Annotated in this window: 10 protein-coding genes; 7 read left to right on the top strand and 3 right to left on the bottom strand. The window is 41.7% G+C overall.

Annotation, left to right across the window (positions count from 1 at the left end; genetic code table 11):
• Positions 1-276 precede the first annotated feature (276 nt).
• Positions 277-2,190, top strand: a complete 1,914-nt coding sequence (locus AC1RM2_RS05655) for an ATP-binding protein (RefSeq protein ID WP_492984030.1) — start codon at positions 277-279, stop codon at positions 2,188-2,190.
• A gap of 50 nt (positions 2,191-2,240) precedes the next feature.
• Entirely contained in the window at positions 2,241-3,032 is a 792-nt protein-coding gene (locus tag AC1RM2_RS05650; RefSeq protein ID WP_492984029.1) for a DUF3575 domain-containing protein, read from the top strand.
• A 457-nt stretch (positions 3,033-3,489) separates the two neighbouring features.
• On the opposite strand, the gene nhaA is transcribed toward AC1RM2_RS05650, so the two are convergent.
• Both nhaA and AC1RM2_RS05640 read right to left on the bottom strand, forming a co-directional pair.
• Positions 3,490-4,788, bottom strand: a complete 1,299-nt coding sequence (gene nhaA, locus AC1RM2_RS05645) for a Na+/H+ antiporter NhaA (RefSeq protein WP_492984028.1) — start codon at positions 4,786-4,788, stop codon at positions 3,490-3,492.
• Between the two features lie 425 nt (positions 4,789-5,213).
• Positions 5,214-7,082 carry a M1 family metallopeptidase gene (locus AC1RM2_RS05640; RefSeq protein ID WP_492984027.1) on the bottom strand — a complete coding sequence of 623 codons (1,869 nt, stop codon included), beginning with the start codon at positions 7,080-7,082 and terminating at the stop codon, positions 5,214-5,216.
• A 140-nt stretch (positions 7,083-7,222) separates the two neighbouring features.
• Between AC1RM2_RS05640 and AC1RM2_RS05635 the strand changes: the two genes are divergently transcribed.
• Positions 7,223-7,459, top strand: a complete 237-nt coding sequence (locus AC1RM2_RS05635) for a hypothetical protein (protein ID WP_492984026.1) — start codon at positions 7,223-7,225, stop codon at positions 7,457-7,459.
• A gap of 478 nt (positions 7,460-7,937) precedes the next feature.
• On the opposite strand, the gene AC1RM2_RS05630 is transcribed toward AC1RM2_RS05635, so the two are convergent.
• Positions 7,938-8,699 (bottom strand): NUDIX hydrolase, encoded by a 762-nt coding sequence (locus AC1RM2_RS05630; RefSeq protein ID WP_492984025.1) that lies wholly within the window; start codon positions 8,697-8,699, stop codon positions 7,938-7,940.
• A gap of 198 nt (positions 8,700-8,897) precedes the next feature.
• Between AC1RM2_RS05630 and bglX the strand changes: the two genes are divergently transcribed.
• The 4 genes from bglX (at position 8,898) to AC1RM2_RS05610 (ending at position 20,787) form a co-directional block, all read left to right on the top strand.
• A complete protein-coding gene (gene bglX / locus AC1RM2_RS05625; protein WP_492984024.1) occupies positions 8,898-11,204 on the top strand; it encodes a beta-glucosidase BglX in 2,307 nt (768 codons plus the stop codon).
• A gap of 925 nt (positions 11,205-12,129) precedes the next feature.
• Positions 12,130-15,294: a SusC/RagA family TonB-linked outer membrane protein gene (locus AC1RM2_RS05620; RefSeq protein WP_492984023.1), complete on the top strand. Its 3,165-nt coding sequence runs from the start codon at positions 12,130-12,132 to the stop codon at positions 15,292-15,294.
• A 23-nt stretch (positions 15,295-15,317) separates the two neighbouring features.
• Positions 15,318-17,090 (top strand): RagB/SusD family nutrient uptake outer membrane protein, encoded by a 1,773-nt coding sequence (locus AC1RM2_RS05615; protein ID WP_492984022.1) that lies wholly within the window; start codon positions 15,318-15,320, stop codon positions 17,088-17,090.
• Positions 17,091-17,172: 82 nt separating this feature from the next.
• Positions 17,173-20,787 (top strand): VCBS repeat-containing protein, encoded by a 3,615-nt coding sequence (locus AC1RM2_RS05610; RefSeq protein ID WP_492984021.1) that lies wholly within the window; start codon positions 17,173-17,175, stop codon positions 20,785-20,787.
• The last annotated feature ends 45 nt before the right edge of the window (positions 20,788-20,832 follow it).

Below are 20,832 nucleotides of genomic sequence, written 5' to 3'. Positions count from 1 at the left end.
CGGCCTTTTGATAACATGCTGATTTAGTTTAAGGGGGTAGTGTCGGCACATAAAAGCAACCTTATGTATTATTAGTTAAATTAAATCATGAAAAATATTGTAATGCCTTAAAGTAAAAGATCAAAAAATAGGGTAAATTATCAATAAACTACATAAAAGTTCCAAAAAGAGCAATATTGGCAAGGTATTTTATATATCGGGACATTGCTTGGTAATAAAAATTTTACATATATTCATCCTGTCGAGTTTGCCCTCCTGCACAGCCTGATTTGTAAAATGAAGAAGTATTTAGGTCTTTTATTGTTGCTAATATTTGTGGGTAAGGTTGGCTATTGCCAAATAAAAGATATCGACTATATCCAAAAACAACTTCCTTTAATAAACGATAGTATAAAATACGTTAACGCCCTTAACCGCCTGGGGATGCTGATGTATGAAAGAAACATTGATAATTCATTTTACTACGCAAAGCTTGCACGGGCTATCTCTACAAGATTAAAATACCAGCAAGGCGAAGCCGACGCCCTTAATATTATAGGGATAGTTTATGACCTGCGCGGCAATCTTCAACTATCGCTTAGGTATTATAATGACGCATACAACCGCTATGTTGTGTTACGAGACTCGGCCAATATTGTTCAGACCTTGATGAATATAGCGCTTGTTTTTAACGAACGTAAAGAGGATAAAAAGGCTGTAGAAACTTTAAAACATGCGCTGGCCCAGGGTACCGGCCTTAAAAAAGATTCGATCATGTCTTTGTTGTATTGCAACTACCTTTTGATATATCCCGATTCGGTTAGTGAAGATTTAACTAAAGTATACCTTGACCGCGCCCGCCGTATAGCCACTAAGTACAAAGATGAACGGGTGTTGTTGGTGACAGATCAGGTAGAGGCAAACCTTTACCTAAAAAATGGCAAACGCGAACGAGGTATAGCACAACTGCAAAAGGCCGCCGCCGAAGGTATAGCCTTAGATGTAAACTACGTAACCCTTGATATATTAAAAAGCCTCGGCGATCTTTTTATTCTTACCGATAGCTCAAAGGCCATCTATTATTATAAACAAGGGCTTAAAATATCGGAGTTAAAGGGCTATCATTTTTACGGCAAAGTTTTTGGCAAAAGTTTATACAATATCTACATTAATCAAAACAATCTGCGCGAAGCGCAACGTTATAGCGGCAAACTGCTTGAACTATATGAAGCTGAAGAAGTATTTACCAACACATCGGGGCTTGATTATATTGACTATGCTATAAAAGACCAGCAAATTGAAGCTTTAACGGTAAGAGCCGAGAATCGCAATACGCTGATGTTAGTTTTCGGCTTTCTGCTTTTGCTTACTGCGCTTTCGGTAGGCATATTTTATCGATTATACAGGCTTAAACGCCGCCACAGCGAAACCCTGGAAGAGTTGAACCGCACGGTACAATTGCGCAATCAAAAATTGGAGGTTGACCATGAATTTAATAACCGCCTGGTGTCTATCCTGGCCCACGATTTCAGACAGCCGTTGGGTACATTAAAAACACTGGCTACAGTTTTGAAGGATCCGGATGCTTTTACCCGCGAAGAATTGATAGCATTGGTAGAAACCATGGAACGCTCATCGGATGTATCGCTGGAAATTTTTGAAAATATTTTACAATGGATAAAGCAACAGCTATCGGGTTTTAGTTATAGCCCAGTTGTACTGCCACTCAGGGAGCTGATAGACGAGGCCTTACAACCATTTGCACTTATGGCCAGGGAAAATGATATTACATTAGTAAATAACATAGACAGCCACATTAACCTTTATGCCGATAAAGAACTTGTGCAATTTATCCATCGTAATTTTATCCATAATGCAATTAAGTTCTCGCCAAAAAAATCAAGTATCACCATTGTTGGATTTGGCGGCCCCGATGAAGTAACAGTTTGTGTACAGGACGAAGGCAAGGGCATTTCGCCGGAAAAACTACCGGGAATTTTCAATTTCAAGATAGACCTGAAATATAGCAGCGAAAAGGAGAAGGGAGCCGGTGTAGCCCTCATGATATGCAGCGATTTCATCGACAAAATGAATGGCCGTATTTGGGTTGAAAATAATAAGGGTAAAGGGGCTTCATTTTGCTATGCACTGCCAGTTGTTCAAAAATTATCAAAAAGAATAATTTTAAATGTACAAGCTACAGTACATTAGTAATTTCACCAGGTAAACCAATCAAATCCAAACCGTTAAGCACAAATAGCATGAAAAAAAACTTACCATTATTTTTAAAGATAGCAACTGTCTTTATGAGTATTATAACATGTTTCTCCATCAGTAAGGTATCGGCTCAAAGCGGCGATTATAAAAAAAACAACATCCAGGTTAACTTATCCTCGTTGGTGTTGCATAATTACAGTTTTAACTACGAACGTTCAGTTGCCCGTAAGATCACTATATCAGCAGGATATAAATTTATGCCCGATACCCGCATTGGCGACGTATCGTTAATTAACACCATAAGCGACAAAATATCACATGATGGCGACAATATTGATTACAAAAACACCCGCACCTCAAACCAAACGTTTACCGCCGAAGCACGGTTTTATACCGGCAAACATGATGGCCCCCGTGGATTTTATGTTTCGGTATATGGCAGGTACAACAGTATGAAAGTTGATTATCCATATGTTTATAATGATGGTAATGGCAATAATGTAAATGTGCCTTTGAACACCACCTTAAACGGCATAGGAGGGGGCGTGATGATTGGCGCTAAATGGCTTATCGCCCAAAAGGTATCATTAGACGTCTATATCCTGGGATTACACTATGGCAGCATGAGCGGCGATGTAATAGGAAATACAGATTTGAGCGGCTTATCAGCAAGTGATAAACAGGGGCTTAAGGATGATATTGACAGCAAGTTTGTTTTATTAAACCACAACTACGTTAAAAGTTCTACAGTTACCAATAGCGGCGTTACGGCGCATGCAAGCGGCCCTTTTGCCGGTATCAGGGGCTTAGGCATCAACATAGGGTTTTCATTTTAACATTAATCAAACTCTGGCAGAGGGTTTCTTAACTCATACTTGACAGATTGATATCGTAATCAAGCGTATTGGAGCGCGTTTCACAAACTATCTATAGCTTTGCTGTGAAAAGATAGAACAGAATAATTACTATATTAGCAGAAATGCAGCTGCGGTTAAAAGTAACTTCATTTCTGCCTGTCATAAGCGTACAATAAAATGTGTTTGGGATATGCTCATTGTAGATATAAATAAAAATACGTCAAAGAAAAAACGCAAATTACACCTGTGCCCAAAGTGCAAAAGCAACGGCGGACAAAGAAAGCAACGACCATTATTAGTTAAGTGGCTTTTATTTTGGCTCCCCATAAAACGTTATCATTGTAAAATTTGCAGCAAAAACTTCATGACTTTCGGCAGTTGGGGATAAACCTTGATAATACCTGCTCGTAGACACTAAACGTGGAAAACTACATTTCTATGATTTTTTCAACACAATCACCCCCAAAATCCCTGCAAGCAACGAAGCCAACAAGATCCCATACTTCGCCTGGTCAACCATCTCAACATGCGTAAATGCCAGGCCAGATATAAAAAGCGACATGGTAAAACCAACACCAGCCAGTAACGCTACGCCGGTTATTTGTTTCCAGGTGGAGTTTGCCGGGAGTGGGGCGCCAAACTTTACCATGAGCCAGGTGGCTGATAGCACCCCTATAAATTTGCCGGCTACCAGGCTAATCATCACACCCAGGCTTACGGGGTTTAGTAACGACGAAAAGAAATCAGAGCCAATAATGATGCCTGCGTTTGCGAGGGCGAACAGTGGCATCACCACAAAGGCCACCCAGGGATGCAGTCCATACTCTACTTTTTGCAGCGGTGTTTCAGCATCGGTAGTCATTTTCTTTATTTTTTCGATGGTATCATGCTGTTCGGGCGTGGTAAGTGTGCTGTTATTGGGGATTTGCGCTTCAAAATCAAACAAAAGCTTGCGCAGGCTTTCGGCATAGTTTTTTTCGTTGATGCGGGTTCGTGCAGGAATGGTAAAGGCAACCAATACGCCGGCAATTGTAGCATGCACACCCGAAAGCAAAAAGGCTACCCATACTGCAAAACCTATCACCAGGTAAAAAATAATGCTGCGGATGCCAAGTTTATTGCCAATAAGTAATATGGTTAACAGGCATACGCCAATGGTTAAAGGCGCAAAATCGATATGCGAACTGTAAAAAATGGCTATCACCAGTACAGCGCCTAAATCGTCGGCCACTGCCAATGCCGATAAAAACACTTTTACCGATGATGGGATATGCTTGCCTGCAATAGATAACAATGCCAGCGCGAAGGCGATATCCGTAGCCATAGGGATACCCCAGCCATGTTCGGATGCTGTTCCTTTGTTAATGAAAAAGTATATCAGGGCGGGCACTATCATTCCGCCTAAAGCGGCTACCATGGGCAGGGAAGCTTTTTTTATGGTCGATAATTCGCCGGCCATAAATTCGCGTTTCAACTCCAGGCCAATCACAAAAAAGAACACGGCCATTAGCCCATCATTAATCCACAAGTGCAGCGGGTGATTAAGCGCGTGATTGCCAAAGCCCAATGATACTTTAATATCCCAAAGTTGATGGTACGAATGCGCAAACGGCGAGTTTACCCAGGTTATAGCTACCAAAACACCTATAAAAAGCACAATACCGCTGGTATGCTCCTGGTGTATGAACTTACTTGCCGGTTCGGTAATTTTGTCAATGGGTAGTTTTTTTCGCATCGTTTTTAGTTAGAATCAAGAATTAAGAGTCAAGATAGCTGCATTTGTTGTTATCGATTTTTACAAGACCGTCATTGCGAGTATCCATCAGGATGATCCTGAAAAAAATGGGGATGACGTGCAACGAAATATAGTTAAACCAATGTCCAAAACTACCGTCATTGCGAGGCACGAAGCAATCCCAAACTATGTGGGACTTAGCATGTCGGGGATTGCTTCGTGCCTCGCAATGACGGATATTTGATATTGACAGTCAGTAACTTACAAGCACGTCATTATAAGGTACGAAGCAATCCCCGATTTGCAGATCAATTACGCAAAGGTCAACAATCGTCCTAAAGAGATTGCTTCGTGCCTCGCAATGACGGTGAAGAATCGCTGATTTTCAGTCTTTGTTTCTTGCTCCTGAACTCTTTGCGCCCTTTTTATGGTTTCCAAACATTATTGCTCTTATCCGAATCTACATCGTAAGTAGTACCTAATGTTATTTGCTTAATGGCGCCTTCGGCTACAAAGTTAAGCGTTGTTGTTTTATTGCCCTTTGCCCAGGCTGCAATACTTGTTCCTGCCGACTGTTTGCTGCCATCAGCATAAAAAATGGTAAGGTGCACGGGTACAGCTTTGTTACCAATGCTGGTAACTGTAACCGTATATTTTTTTGCCACATGCGCTACCTTGCTGATGGCCAGGTCGGGGATGCCGTTATCAAAGAACCAGTTTTTCCAAAACCAGTTCATGTTAATGCCTGCGCCGGTATTCATGCAATTAAAAAAATCATACGGCATGGGGTGTTTACCATGCCACAGGTTAATATAGTTGTGCAGTGCTTTGGTAAATAGTTTGTCGCCCAGCATTTCTTTTACATAAAGGTAGCCAAAGCCGGGTTTAGGGTAATTATCGGTAAAGGCTGCAATGCCTGTAAGCGCGGGGGTAAGCGTCATGATAGGTACATCCTGTTCGCTGCCTGCCGAGTTTTCAACGGCTGTAATGCCATACAGATCGGTTATTTTAGGATCAATCTCGGGGCTGATCAGCCATTCGCCAATGGTGGCCCAGCCTTCGTCCATAAAAGCATACTTGGTTTCGTTTATACCCATGTAAAAAGGGAACATGGTATGGAAAATTTCATGGTCGGTCAATTCTATCGCATCTTCGCTTTGCTCTAATGGGTTGTCGTTCACCATCATGGGGTATTCCATTTGGGCAAGGCCATCAAAAACGGTTTCGTGCGGGTAGGGGTAAGGCCATTTAGGGAATTTATAGCTCATACTCTCTACCGTTTTGCGGGCGTAATCTACCACCGCGTAATAATCCTTATGTGCCGGGTTAAATACAGCATCCACGCGGGTACGCCTTTGGGTTTTAGGATCAACCACCAGGCTGCTGGCTTTCCATATATAGTGGTTGGCGGTGGCAAAAGCCAGGTCGGTAACACTGTCGGCTTCAAATTTCCAGGTGTTGATAGCATTCTTTTTGGTGATATCGCCTGCGGCTACATCAGCTTCGGTAACAATATCTGTTACGTTATCGGCGCCGGCAGCGGCGGTTATTAGTTTTACATATTTAGAGTTGTAAACTTCATCAGCATTTTTCAGGTTGCCGGTTGCCCAAACCTGGTAATCGCCGGGAACGGTAATCTCGGCATTAAAATGGCAAAAATCGTTGTAAAACTCCTGCGAACCGGTGTAAGGAAATTCGTTCCATCCGTCTATATCATCATAAACAGCCACCCGCGGAAAAAAGTAGGCAATAAAGAAAGCGCCCGGATCAACCTGCCCGCCGCGGATGTGCGAGGTTTTGTTGAGGATGAACGAATAAGCAATATCCAAATGCACCTTTTGTTTAGGGCTGATAGGTTTAACACTTAACGACATATTGGTAGCATTAACACGGCGTTTGGTACTATCAACAGGCTGATTATCCAAAGTGATCGACTTTATTTTAACGCCATCGCTTACATCATTTGGCGAAATAGCGGCATCCCGCGGTGCTCCTTTTTGGTATACATTGGGATATAGCTTAAAGCCAAGTTTTTTAAGTGTATCGGGACTGTTGTTTATATAATCGATACCAACAGTGCCGGTAATTTCGAGGGTCTTAGGATCAAAATTTACTTTTATGGAATAGTCGGCAGTGTTTTGCCAGTAATTTTTACCCGGTGCGCCGCCCCGGGTACGTGTGCCTTTGGTATATGTTTTTTGCAGGGTAGTATTTATGGGTAAAGTTATTTGTGCCGATGCCATTGTGCTGCCAAGGAGCAAAGCCACCGGGAGTAATTTTTTAAGGTTGATCATGAAGGCAGTTTATATCTATATTTGACGTAAATATAATAAACAGGAATATACCCAGGTTGGCGTAGCAGCTTTAATGTATAAATATTACATAACTTAAAGCTATTTGTGCCCGTTTAAGTAGTACCAATTATAACAACCATATGACCGCAGAAAAAATGATCATTATAACAGGTAAGCAATACCTGGAACTTAAGCAAAGTTTAGAGAGCGGCGAAGGCCTTACCTATAATATAGGCACTGATAAGCACCCCGAAATGGTGAAAATCACCAACATGTACATGGATACCGACCCTGATTTTACGCGCAACTCGGGCCAGTTTGCCAAAATGAACGAAAGCCTGAATGTGCAGGTGAAAATGGAGTATATGGCGGAGTAGGTTGTTGGGCGAATTCCTGCAAGCGGTTAAACTTGTTTCAAAATTTTACAATTCCAATTTCCCTGTCATCCTGAGGTACGAAGGATCTATCAGTTGTGTATACCTGACAGAAAAGTTCGCGAGTAGATCCTTCGTACCTCAGGATGACGGTCTTTTATTTTTGAATGTCATTTCTCCTCCACAGTACCCGGATTTTAACACTCAGCGTGACATCCGAATAGGGTCTTCCCAATGCTATTAAATTAAGTTAAGTAATTGACAGGTTGCTCCATCGGAGCAAAACATTTGTAGCATTTGTAAATCAACATTTTTGCGTGCCGTAGGTACGCTTCATAAGTTCCGTACGGCACGGAGCATTGTTTTTCTATTTTTCTCTGCAAATGTTATACCCCTACGGGGTTGAAAACGCTTAACTTAATAGCACTGAGGGTCTTCCTCAAGGTTCAATTCACTAAATCACTAATTCAGTAATTAAAAATCACCATCCTCCTTTAAAGCCCTCTGTCAGCGCGTGTTTATAGCCTTCCAAATCAAACGAATAGAGGTAGGGCGCTTTATGGGCGCCTCCCTTACGGGGCTGTTCTGCACGGTTCAGGATGCCAAAGCCCAAAATCCGGCGCTGAAAGTTGCGGCGGTCCAGCTTTTTATCAAGGATGGTTTCGTATAGTTTTTGCAGTTCGGGCATAGTAAACTCCTTTGGCATCAGGTTATAGCCGATGGGCTGGTAGTTTAATTGCAGCCGCAGGGTATCTAAAGCAGTTTTAAATATCAGCTCATGGTCAAGCTCAAGTTTGGGCATATCATCCAAATCCCGCCAGCCGCATAATTCCGAAAAGCGATCGGCCTGTGGTGTTACTTCAAAAAAATCAACCAGTGCATAATACCCTATTGTTAAAAAACGGCCCGAAAACCAGTTCTTTTCAGGTGGCAGCATACCGCCATACATCTCGTTGTGAACTTTCGACCTGTCGGGATCGCCAAATACGTGAAATTGCTGCAAAAATATCTGGTCGAGGCCGGTACGCTCTTTTAAAATGCGGTTGGCAGCCATTTCAATAGGTTCGCGCTTAAGCACAAAGCCGCCTGGCAGGTACCATTTTTCTTCTCCTATGTTTTTAAGCAACAGTATTTTCATCTGGCCTTCGTGAAAGCCAAAAACAACACAATCAATAGAAATATGCTCGAGGTAGTTTTTACGGGCCTCGTCGCTGTACTCAATAAGTTCTTCTCTGGTCAACATTTTTGCTATTCTACAAAAATACTTTGATTATTTAATTATAATAATTACAATTGTGTACTTTATACACAATCATTTTGTTGTTGTGTTATAGCCAATTATAAGCGATGATTTTTAATTAAATAGTTTTGTAAGGGCTTAATCGCGCTTTTACCTGTCCAATTTTGGTTAATCAATATCCCTACAACGTAAATTTAAAAAATGAACAAATATTTTTCAACTCAACTTATAGCCAGGGTTATTCCGCTTTGTGTAGCGTTGTTGCCTTTTAACAGGGTGTTGGCTCAAAATAAAACCGAGGATGCCAAAATGGATGTTTTTGTGAGCGGTTTGATGAAAAAAATGACGCTCGACGAAAAAATCGGCCAGTTAAACCTGGTAACCATCGGTGCGCCAACCACAGGATCGGTAGTTAATAAAGGTGTAGAGGATAAAATAAAAAAGGGTGCTATCGGCGGAGTGTTCGGCATTTGGGGTGTGGATCATACCAAAGAGGTACAGGAAGCGGCTGTTAAAAACTCTCGGCTACATATTCCGTTGATTTTTGGGTTGGATGTTATACACGGGCATCGCACTATTTTTCCAATTCCGTTGGGCATGTCGGCAACGTGGGACCTGGATCTGATCAAACAATCGGCACATATTGCAGCAAAGGAAGCAACTGCCGAGGGCTTAAGCTGGGTGTTTTCGCCCATGGTTGATATCGCCCGCGACGCACGCTGGGGCCGGATATCAGAAGGTGCCGGCGAAGACCCATGGTACGGCGGGCAGGTGGCAAAGGCTATGGTACAGGGTTACCAGGGCGCCAGCCTGAAAAATGCCGATGCGGTTATGGCCTGCGTAAAACACTTTGCTTTATATGGAGGCGCGGAAGCCGGCCGCGAATACAATACCGTTGATATGAGCCGTATTAAAATGTTCCAGGACTACCTGCCGCCTTACAAAGCGGCCGTTGATGCGGGTGCAGGTAGCTTCATGAGCTCATTTAATACCGTTGACGGTGTACCCGCAACAGGTAACCAATGGCTGCTTACCGACTTGTTGCGCAAGCAATGGGGATTTAAAGGTTTCGTGGTATCGGACTATACTGCAGTTAACGAAATGGAAGCGCACGGCCTTGGCAATTTGCAAACGGTATCGGCCCTGGCGTTAAAAGCCGGGTTGGATATGGATATGGTTGGCGAAGGCTTTTTAACCACGCTAAAAAAATCATTACAGCAAAAAAAGATAACCCAGTTTGAAATTGACCAGGCTTGCCGCCGGGTATTAGAGGCCAAGTATAAATTGGGTTTGTTTGATAACCCATACAAATCAATGGATGCCGCGCGCGAAAAAACGGATGTGATGTCTGAGGCGAATCTTTCTGCTGCCAGGGAAATTACCAAACGTTCATTTGTGTTGTTAAAAAACGATAACCAAACGCTGCCGCTTAAAAAAACGGGCAGTATAGCGCTTGTTGGCCCGCTGGCCAATAACCAGCGCGATATGCTGGGCACCTGGATATTAGCCGGCGAATGGCAAAAGTCAATCAGTGTAATGCAAGGGATTAAAAACGTTGTTGGTGATGGTGTTACTATCAATTATGCCAAAGGATCAAACATTACCGAGGATGCTGAATTTATAAAACGCTTGAATTTTGGCCCCGGAATGGTTACAATCGATCCGAAATCGGCTGATGAGCTTTTGAAGGAAGCTATTGATGCCGCCAATAAATCGGATGTGATTGTGGCGGTGGTAGGGGAGTCGCAAAGCATGTCGGGCGAATCATCAAGCCGGTCGGATATTGATATCCCGGAGCCGCAAAAAAATATGCTGAAGGCATTGTCTAAATTAGGTAAGCCAATGGTTATTGTTTTATTTAATGGCCGCCCGCTTACTTTGACCTGGGAAAATGGCCATGCAAGCGCTATACTTGATGTTTGGGCGCCGGGTACCGAAGCAGGCAATGCAATTGCCGATGTTTTATTTGGGCAGTATAATCCTTCAGGAAAAATAACAGCTACTTTTCCGCGTAGTGTGGGGCAGATACCTATATATTATAACCACAAAAACACCGGCCGTCCGTACAGCAGCGGACCAACTAAGTTTAAATCAAACTATCTGGATATTTCTAATGATCCGCTTTATCCATTTGGGTATGGCTTAAGTTACACAACTTTTGGCTACAGCGATGTTAAGTTGAGTAAAACCACGCTTAAAGGCAACGAAACGCTGACCGCAACTGTTACAGTTACCAATACCGGAAAATATACAGGCGAAGAGGTTGTACAATTGTACATTAGCGACCCAGTTGCAAGTATCAGCCGTTCGGTTAAAGAGCTGAAAAATTTTAAAAAGATAAGCCTGCAGCCGGGCGAAGCCAAAGAGGTAAGTTTTTCCATTACACCCGAGCAACTGAAGTTTTACAACAGCCAACTTAAGTACGATTGGGAGCCAGGCAAATTTGTAGTTGAGGTAGGAACAAACTCGAGCGATACCCATTTGGCATCGGTTTGGTGGAACAAATAGCAGTCACAATTTTTAATATAAATTATAAAAAATAATATATGAGGCTGAAACTACGGGCAGTTTAGAAAATTAATTCTACCTGATAAAAAGCACCGTGCATTTTTTAATGCACGGTGCTTTTTTGCTTAAAGGGAGAGTTTTTGGGCGAATTTTTCACAGTTTTATAAATCGATAAATGTTGACGGAACATTTATTATTTCGTTTATAAATGTTTGTATCACAGTTATAATGCAATAAAATAATAAATGTTGTAGTGACATTATTACAAAATCATGATGATATTTTAACACTAAGCCTGCAATGTTTTTGTAACATTCATGTAGCATTGTTCCAATAAAAAAAATGAGGTTTGGCCCCTGCAACATTAAACATGTGCCCATAAAGTGTGGTATCGATTGTGTTTTACCATAAGTGCTGTTATTTTGGCTTTGCAAAATTTACAAACAAGGCTTTGATTTGTTAATGATTTATTAATAAAATATTCACAATTTGTAATTTTAACGCCTTTTTGGTTCTATAAATAATTAATTTGTAAATCTGCATTTTTCACTTGTGTAAACAATACACTCTCTTTACATTAGTTGCATAGCCAATATAAATTTCTGGAACGCCAGAAACCATACAAATTCTGATAGTATTATAACATAGTTCACGTACACTTAGTTTTTAGGCAGCGTGAAACCAGGGTAACGGGGATAAATTAAATTTGTTACAGGAAGTTCATATATGATAAAACTTTTACATTCCAACATTTTAAAGTCTTCAAATTTTACCGGTCAGCACTATGCTGCCAAGCCCCATGATTTTTTTGTTCTCACCAAAAAAATTATAACGAGGCATGTTATTGTTCAACTGCAAACTTAATAAACACCAAAACCGCCCAAGATCTTAAATCAAATATATTAATCAACTAAATCTCAATCTCATGTTTAAAAGTTTACTCCTAAAGGGAAGATTCCTTGGCGTGCTACTATGCTGCCTCGTATCTTCATTGGTAGTTACAGCCCAAACAAAGTACAAAGGTAAAGTTATCGGCAGCGATGACAAGTTACCAATCATTGGAGCGTCAGTACGCATCCAGGGATCTACTACAGGTGCAGTAACTGATGTTAACGGTGAATTCACCCTTACATTAAGCCCGGGCCAAACGCTTGTGGTTTCGTACATTGGCTATCAAAGCCAGGAAGTTAAAATTGGTGCAAGTACCAGCATCACGGTTACTCTTGTTGCAGGCAGCAACGCGCTGAACGAGGTGGTAGTAACAGGGTACGGTTCGCAACGTAAAAAAGACATCACCGGTTCGGTTGCTGTTGTTAACGTTGCCAACTTAAAAACTGTACCAGGCGGCCAGGCGGCAGCATTATTGCAAGGCCAGGCAGCAGGTGTTACCGTAATCAACAACGGTCAGCCAGGTAGCGGAAGCTCGGTGCGCGTGCGTGGTATTACATCAACAGGTAACTCCGATCCATTGTATATTATTGATGGTGTGCAAGGCAATTTTAATGATGTTAACGCAAACGACATCGAATCAATCCAGGTACTGAAAGATGCAGGTTCTGCTGCCATCTATGGTGTGCAGGGTTCAAATGGTGTGGTTGTAATTACTACCAAAAAAGGTAAATCAGGCCGCGCTAGTATTAGTTATGATGCTTATTACGGTAGCCAAAAGCCGCTAAGTAATGGCTTTAACCTTGCAGGTACCCAGGAATATGCAGAAGCTCTCCAAAAATCAGTAGGTAGCGTTCAGTTCCCAGGTACTTCGGTTACAATCCCTGATTATATTACGCCAACTGCAACAGCATCTGGTGGTGCTAATACCGACCCTGCTACTTATAACATCAATAGTAACCAGATCACCAAAGCCAACAAAACAGGCACCGATTGGTTTCATGAAGTATTTAAATCTGCCCCTCAAACTTTCCACAACATTACGGCAAGCGGCGGTAGCGATAAATCAAGCTATTTGATGTCTGTTAATTACCTTAATCAACAAGGTACTTTGCTTAACACTTACTTAAAACGTTACGCATTGCGTGTTAATACAAATTTTGCCATTGGTGATCACATTCGTGTAGGCGAAAACGCTTATATGTTCTTTAAAAGCAACCCAACAATTGGTAACCAAAACGAAGGCAACGCCATTTCACACACCTATCGTGAACCTCCGATTATACCAGTTTATGACATTAAGGGTAATTTTGCAGGTACAAAATCAGCTGGTTTAGGTAACGCGTCAAACCCAGTTGCTATACAAACACGTGCAAAGGTAAACCAGGGGAATGACTGGCAGATGGCTGGTAACGTGTTTGCAGAAGTAGACTTCCTGAAACACTTTACTGCCCGCACGCAATTTGGCGGTACTTTTGATAATTACTACTTCCACTCTTTTAATTATACTGCTTACGAAAACGCCGAAGGTAACACCAACCCTAATAACTACACCGAAGGCGCAGGCTACAACAGTACATACTTGTGGACTAATACTTTAAACTATAACCAAAAATTTGGCAAACACGATGTTAAGGTGTTTGTAGGTTCAGAGTCAAATAAGGTGTATAATCGTGGTTTACAGGCCGGAAGATCAAACTATAGTGTATCAACCGATCCTAACTATGTGGATTTGGATACTGGTTCGCCGTCTGGTCCAAGTAACCAGAATATCAACATCTATTATAGAACCATTTATTCAGTATTTGGAAAAGTGGATTATGCATTCAATGACAGGTACCTGTTAAGCGGTACCTTGCGTCGTGATGGTGCTTCTGTATTCTCTTCTGCCCACCGTTATGGTGTGTTCCCGTCGATAACTGCTGGTTGGAGGATTTCGCAAGAATCGTTCATGAAAAATATCAGCTGGTTAAACGATTTAAAATTACGTGGTGGTTGGGGTAAATTAGGATCATTGAACAACGTAAGTATCACTAACATTACTAACCTTTATGCAGCAGGTCCGCAAAACTCTTATTATGATGTTACAGGTTCTGGTAACAGCGCTGTGTTAGGTACTTACGCAGCTTCATTAGGTAACACTAACACTACCTGGGAAGAAGATAAAGTGACCAACGTCGGCTTTGATGCAACTTTGTTAAACAATAAATTAGAGATTGGTTTCGAGGTTTACAAAAAAGAAATCAGTGGCTTACTTTTCCAGAACCCAGCTTACAATCCGCTTGGTGGTGCAGCCCCAGCTTATAGCAATTCCGGTAACATCAGCAACAAGGGTTTTGACTTTAATATCACCTACCATGGTAACGTTGGCAGCGATTTTAAATATGACATAACAGGTAATATTACCTCATACAAAAGCCGTGTTGTTGCCTTGCCTCCAGGTTTAAAATATCAGGACAGAAATAGTGCTGGTTCAACCCGTATTGGTAACTTCACCAGGTTACAGCCAGGCCAGCCATTAGGCGAGTTCTTTGGTTATGAGGTTTTAGGTTTATTCAGGGATGCTGCAGATGTAACTGCTTCTCCAACCCAGGAGAGTGCTGCACCGGGTTTCTTCAAATATAAAGATGTAAATGGTGATGGTAAAATAACTTCGGATGACAGAACTTTCTTTGGTAACCCAAATCCGAATTTCACTTATAGCTTTACTTTGAACACCAACTACAAGAATTTTGATTTGAATGCATTCTTCTACGGTTCACAAGGTAACAAAAACATTAATTACATTAAATACTGGACAGATTTTCCACAAGTATTCAAAGGAAACGTATCTAAAGGAATTATAGCTAATTCATGGACACCAACTAACCAAAATGCTACAATCCCTGTGTTAACTGCCTCTGCAAACTTTAGCAATACAGCTGTATTTAACTCTTACTACATGGAAAGTGGTTCTTACCTAAGATTAAAAACTTTAACATTGGGTTACAGCATTCCAGGCATACAACTCAAAAAGGTAGGTTTATCGAAGCTAAGAGTTTATGTTCAAGCGGTTAACTTGTTTACCATTACCAAATACAAAGGTTTAGATCCGGAAATTCAGCCATCTGCTTTGGGAGATAATAGTAACTTTGGTATCGACTTTGGTAACTACCCGGCAAACCAAAAAACTTATTTATTAGGTGTACAGGCTACATTTTAACAATATTTTAATAGATTAAAATCATGAAAAAATTTCAATTAAAATTAATCATCCCACTGTGTTTGCTGCTGATATGTGCAGTATACGCGTGCCAGAAAAAAGGCTTTTTAGATAAGCCAGCGCTGGGTAGAATTGATCCTGTACTTCTTGCAAATAAGGCGGGTGTCGAAAGCTTATTGATAGGTGCTTATTCAGAATTGGATGGTTACGGCGGTGCCGGTGGTGGTCAATCAGCAGCCCCTTCAAACTGGATGTTTGGTAGTATTACCGGTGGCGATGCTTATAAAGGTTCTGATCCATCAGATGGTGCTGCCGATCAAACTCCGGTAGCAACATTTAACCTGCCCGCTACCAATAGCTTTATAACAGGTAAATTTGCGGCTCTTTACGATGGTGTACAGCGTTCAAATGATGTTTTGCGCGGTATTCCTAACGCAAAGGATCTTACTGCTGATGACATTAAAAGGATAAGTGGCGAAGCCAGGTTTTTAAGAGGCTATTTTTACTTCGAGTTGCGTCGTAACTTCTTTATGGTTCCTTATGTAGATGAAACTACAACAAGTGATGCAGTTTATACCACTAAAAACGATAAGGATATTTACCCTATGATTGAGGCCGACTTTAAATTTGCAGCCGATAATCTTCCGGAAACTCAGCCTCAAAAAGCGCGTGCAAATAAATATGCTGCAATGGCATACCAGGCAAAAGTTTTTATGGCCGAAGCTAAATATACTTCTGCATTGCCTATATTAACTACTTTAATGGCAAGTGGTAAAACTGCCGGTGGTTTAACATATGCTTTAAATGATCACTTTCAGCAAAACTTTAGCCCGGAAGCAGGTCAGAAAAACAGCGCCGAATCAGTATTTGCTGTTCAGGCATCGGTGAATGATGGATCATTGGGTAATAATAGTAACCAGGGCGATAACCTTAACTTCCCTTACAACGGTGGTCCTGGTGGTTGCTGCGGTTTCTTTAACCCATCGCAATGGCTGGCTAACTCTTACAAAACAGATGCTGTAACCGGTTTACCATTGTTAGATGATTTCAACTCGGCACCTGCTGTAACTGATGTAACCTACACCGGTACATTAGATCCACGTATTGATGTTACTATGGGCCGTAAAGGTATTCCTTATCTTGACTGGGGTCCACACCCTGGTGATGCATGGATTCGTAACCCAGGGTCTGATGGTCACTTCAGCCCTAAAAAGAACGTGTATTCAAAAAGCGAAGTTGGTACTAACACAAGTACAGAAAATACCTGGACTTCTGCTTTGAGTACTTCGAACAACGTAAATTTAATCCGTTACTCAGATATCCTGTTATGGGCTGCTGAATGCCAGGTTGAAGCAAACAACCTTCCTGCTGCAATGGCACTTGTTAACCAGGTACGTACCCGTGCCGGTGTCAAAAGCGGATGGGTTTATTTGAACTCCCCTTACGATGCTTCAAAATCAATTTATACCGTTCAAACTACGCCGGCAGCTAATTATAAAGTTGGTCTTTACACCGTGTTTGCCGATCAGGCTTATGCACGTAAAGCCGTACGTTTTGAGCGCAAAATTGAGTTAGCTATGGAAGGTCACCGTTTCTTCGACTTACAACGTTGGGGCAGCGCTTACCAGACTGCTGAGATGAATACTTTCTTTGCAAGCGACAAATCAATTGATATTACCCTGAAAGATGCCAAATTCACTCCTAACAAGAGCGAGTACCGCCCAATCCCTCAGGCACAAATTGATATTGCTAACGCAAAAGGTCCAATCATTTTAAAACAAAATCCTGGTTATTAATTTTTGATAACCCGTTCGATTATTCTAATTTAGGTGGAGATAATTTTCTCCACCTTTTTTTATAGCCTACTGTCCAAAATTCATGAAGTATACCTACATATTTATTAGCCTGCTTGTGTCTTTATCTGCCTGTAAAAAGTCGGCGCTTTTTCAACAGATACCCTCATCGGCATCAGGTATTACCTTTAGTAATACCATTGTTGAAGATGATAAAATAAACCCTCTTACCAAGCTTAACCTTTACAATGGGGGCGGGGTAGGTATAGGCGATTTTAATAACGATGGCTTGCAGGACATTTATTTTGTTGCCAATACACTCTCAAACAGGCTATACCTTAACAAAGGCGATATGAAGTTTGAGGATGTAACCGCAAAGGCGGGGGTTGGCGGAAAAGGAGGCTGGGGCAGGGGAGTTGCTGTTGTAGATATTAATAACGATGGCCTTGCCGATATATATGTTTGTAATACCTTGCTCGACGATTCTGTTAAGCGTACTAACTTGCTATACGTAAATCAGGGCGTTGGCGAAGATGGTGTACCGGTTTTTAAAGAAATGGGTAAAGAGTATGGTCTGGATATTAACGTGCACTCTACCATGGCGTCGTTTTTTGATTATGACAACGATGGCGACCTGGATATGTACGTTACTGTAAATGAAGCTTTAGCCAGCGATAATCAAAGTACTTTTAGGCCTACTATAAAGGATGGCAGCCACAAAAGTACAGGCAGGCTTTATCGTAATGATTGGAACGCCGCACTTAAACATCCCGTATTTACCAACGTATCAAAACAGGCGGGCATAACTATTGAAGGCTACGGGCATGCTACAACTATTGTTGATATTAACAAAGATGGCTGGAAGGACATTTATGTAACCAACGATTTTTTACCCGATAATATACTGTACATCAATAATGGCGATGGTACTTTTACAGACCGATCTAAAGAATACTTTAAGCATACTTCATTTAGTGCCATGGGACAGGATTTTGAAGATGTTAACAACGATGGGCTGGTTGATGCATTTGAAGTTGATATGAACCCTGAGGATAATTATCGTAAAAAGATGTTTATGCCCGGCAATAATTACCAGATATTTCAAAATTTTGACCGCTATAACCAACAATACCAATATACACGCAATACCTTACAAATAAATAAAGGCCCGCGCCTGGGCCAAAATGATTCAATAGGCGCGCCAGTTTTTAGTGAAGTTGCTTTTTTAAGCGGCGTGGGCCAAACAGACTGGAGCTGGGGCCCAATGCTTACTGATTTTGATAACGATGGCTTACGAGATCTGATAGTGACCAATGGCTATCCCCGCGACGTTACCGATCATGACTTTATTACCTTCAGGAACCGGGCTTTTGCAATCGCGTCAAACAAACAAATCCTTGACCAGATACCGATTGTAAAAATACCCAACTATGCATTTAAAAATACCGACGGGTTGCAATTTACCGATGTAACTAAAGAATGGGGCCTCGGCACACCGTCATTTTCAAACGGGGCGGCTTACGCCGACCTGGATAATGACGGCGCTATGGACATGATTATCAATAACATTGATGACGAAGCCTTTGTTTACAGAAATACAGCCCGCGACAAAAATAAAACCGGCAACAACTATTTACACATACAATTTAAAGGCGGCCCGCAAAACCTTGGCGGCATTGGGGCATTTGCCAATATTTATTACAACCACGGCCAGCAGCAGGTATATGAAAACACGCCATACCGTGGCTATCTGTCTACCATTCAAAATATAGCCCATTTTGGCTTGGGTAACGTACCTCAGTTAGATTCGGTTGTTATCAGTTGGGATAATGGGAAAAAACAGGTGCTGAAAAATGTAAAGGCCAACCAAACGCTTAAAGTAAGCATGGCCGACGCAAGAGAGCCCTATTCATTTAAGCTTCCGGCCCAAAACACGGGCGCACTTTTTCGCGAGATAACAAAATCGGCAGGTATTAACTATAAGCACCAGGAAAAAGACTATATCGATTTTAACGTTCAAAAATTAATCCCTCATAAATTATCGCAATATACCCCGGCAGTGGCAGTTGGCGATGTAGATGGCAATGGTTTTGATGATATGGTAATTGGCGGTACAACTTTATACCCGGCACAGTTATTATTGCAACAAGCCAGCGGTAAATTTATTCAGCGCAATTTGCTGCCGCAATCGCCGGTGAAGGCACCTGCTTTAAACCCCATGGATATGGGTTCATATTTGGCCCAGGTAGCTGGTAATAAAGATGAAGGTTTGCTGTTATTTGATGCCAACGGCGATGGCCATCCTGATTTATATATTGCCAGCGGCGGGTTTGAAACCCAGCCGGGGTCGGCCAATTACCAGGATAGGTTTTACCTGAATGATGGTAAAGGTAATTTTATATTGCAGCCAGATGCATTGCCCAAAAACCTCACCAGTAAATTGTGCGTAAAGGCAGTTGATTTTGACCATGATGGCAAGCTCGATCTTTTTGTATCGGGCCGTGTTGATCCATGGAATTATCCTAAACCAGTATCCAGTTTCATTTTGCGTAACGACAGCAAAAATGGTGTTATCAAATTTACCGATGTATCTGCAGTGGTAGCGCCCGCGTTAAAAAATATCGGCCTGGTATGCGATGCTACTTTTACCGATTTTAACAATGATGGCTGGCCCGATTTAATACTTACGGGCGAATGGATGCCAATTACCTTTTTGAAAAATGATAAAGGCGTATTCAAAAACATTACAAGCAACACCGGGGTAGCCGATAAATTAGGCTGGTGGAATACCATTGCCGCAGGCGATTTTGATCATGATGGTGATATCGACTACATTGTAGGAAATACTGGGCTGAATACTTTTTACAAAGCATCAGACCAATACCCTATTTATATAACAGCTAAAGATTTTGATAATAATGATAGTTATGATGCTTTCCCATCTGTGTTTTTAAAAGATCAGGATGGCGTGAAGCGGGAGTTTCCGGCATTTGGGCGCGATGATATTGTGAAGCAAATGATTAGCATGCGTATCAAATTCCAAAACTACCACTCTCTTGCTGTGGCGCCTATGGATTCGGTAATCACCCCAAAAATGCGTGAGGGTGCTATCCGTCTGAAGGTAAACTACCTGCAGTCGTGCTATTTGCGCAACGATGGTGGCGGTAAATTTACAGTGACGCCGTTACCAATTGATGCCCAGCAGTCTGAACTTTGCGGTATTACCGTTGATGATTTTGATGGCGACGGCAACCTTGATGTAGCCCTGAGCGGCAATGATTACGGTACCGAGGTTGCAACAGGCCGCTACGATGCATTTAACGGACTGGTGCTAAAAGGTGATGGCAAAGGTGGTTTTAAACCCTTAAGTATTTTGCAAAGCGGTTTATACATACCTGGCGATGGCAAAGGCCTTGTTAAATTAAGAAGCGCCAAAGGGAGTTATATGCTTGCAGCAACCCAAAACCGCGATGCGCTGAAGTTATTTGAGCTTAACCGCAGTGTTAAAACGGTTGCTTTACAGCCATTGGATGCTTTTGCAACCATCAAATATAAAAATGGAAAAATGACCAGGCAGGAGTTTTATAATGGAAGTTCTTTCTTGTCGCAGTCAGGCAGATTCTTTAATATTGAAAGTAATATGGCATCAGTAACCATAACTGATAGCTATGGCCACCAACGAACCGTACAGCTTAACTAATTACCTGTTTATGAGATGTTTTAAAATACTTTTAGCCGTTGCATG

This window comes from Mucilaginibacter sp. GW822-FHT03E02 (assembly GCF_058801545.1).
The sequence above is the reverse complement of the archived record's forward strand: the minus strand, read 5'-3'. Positions and strand labels throughout refer to the sequence as shown.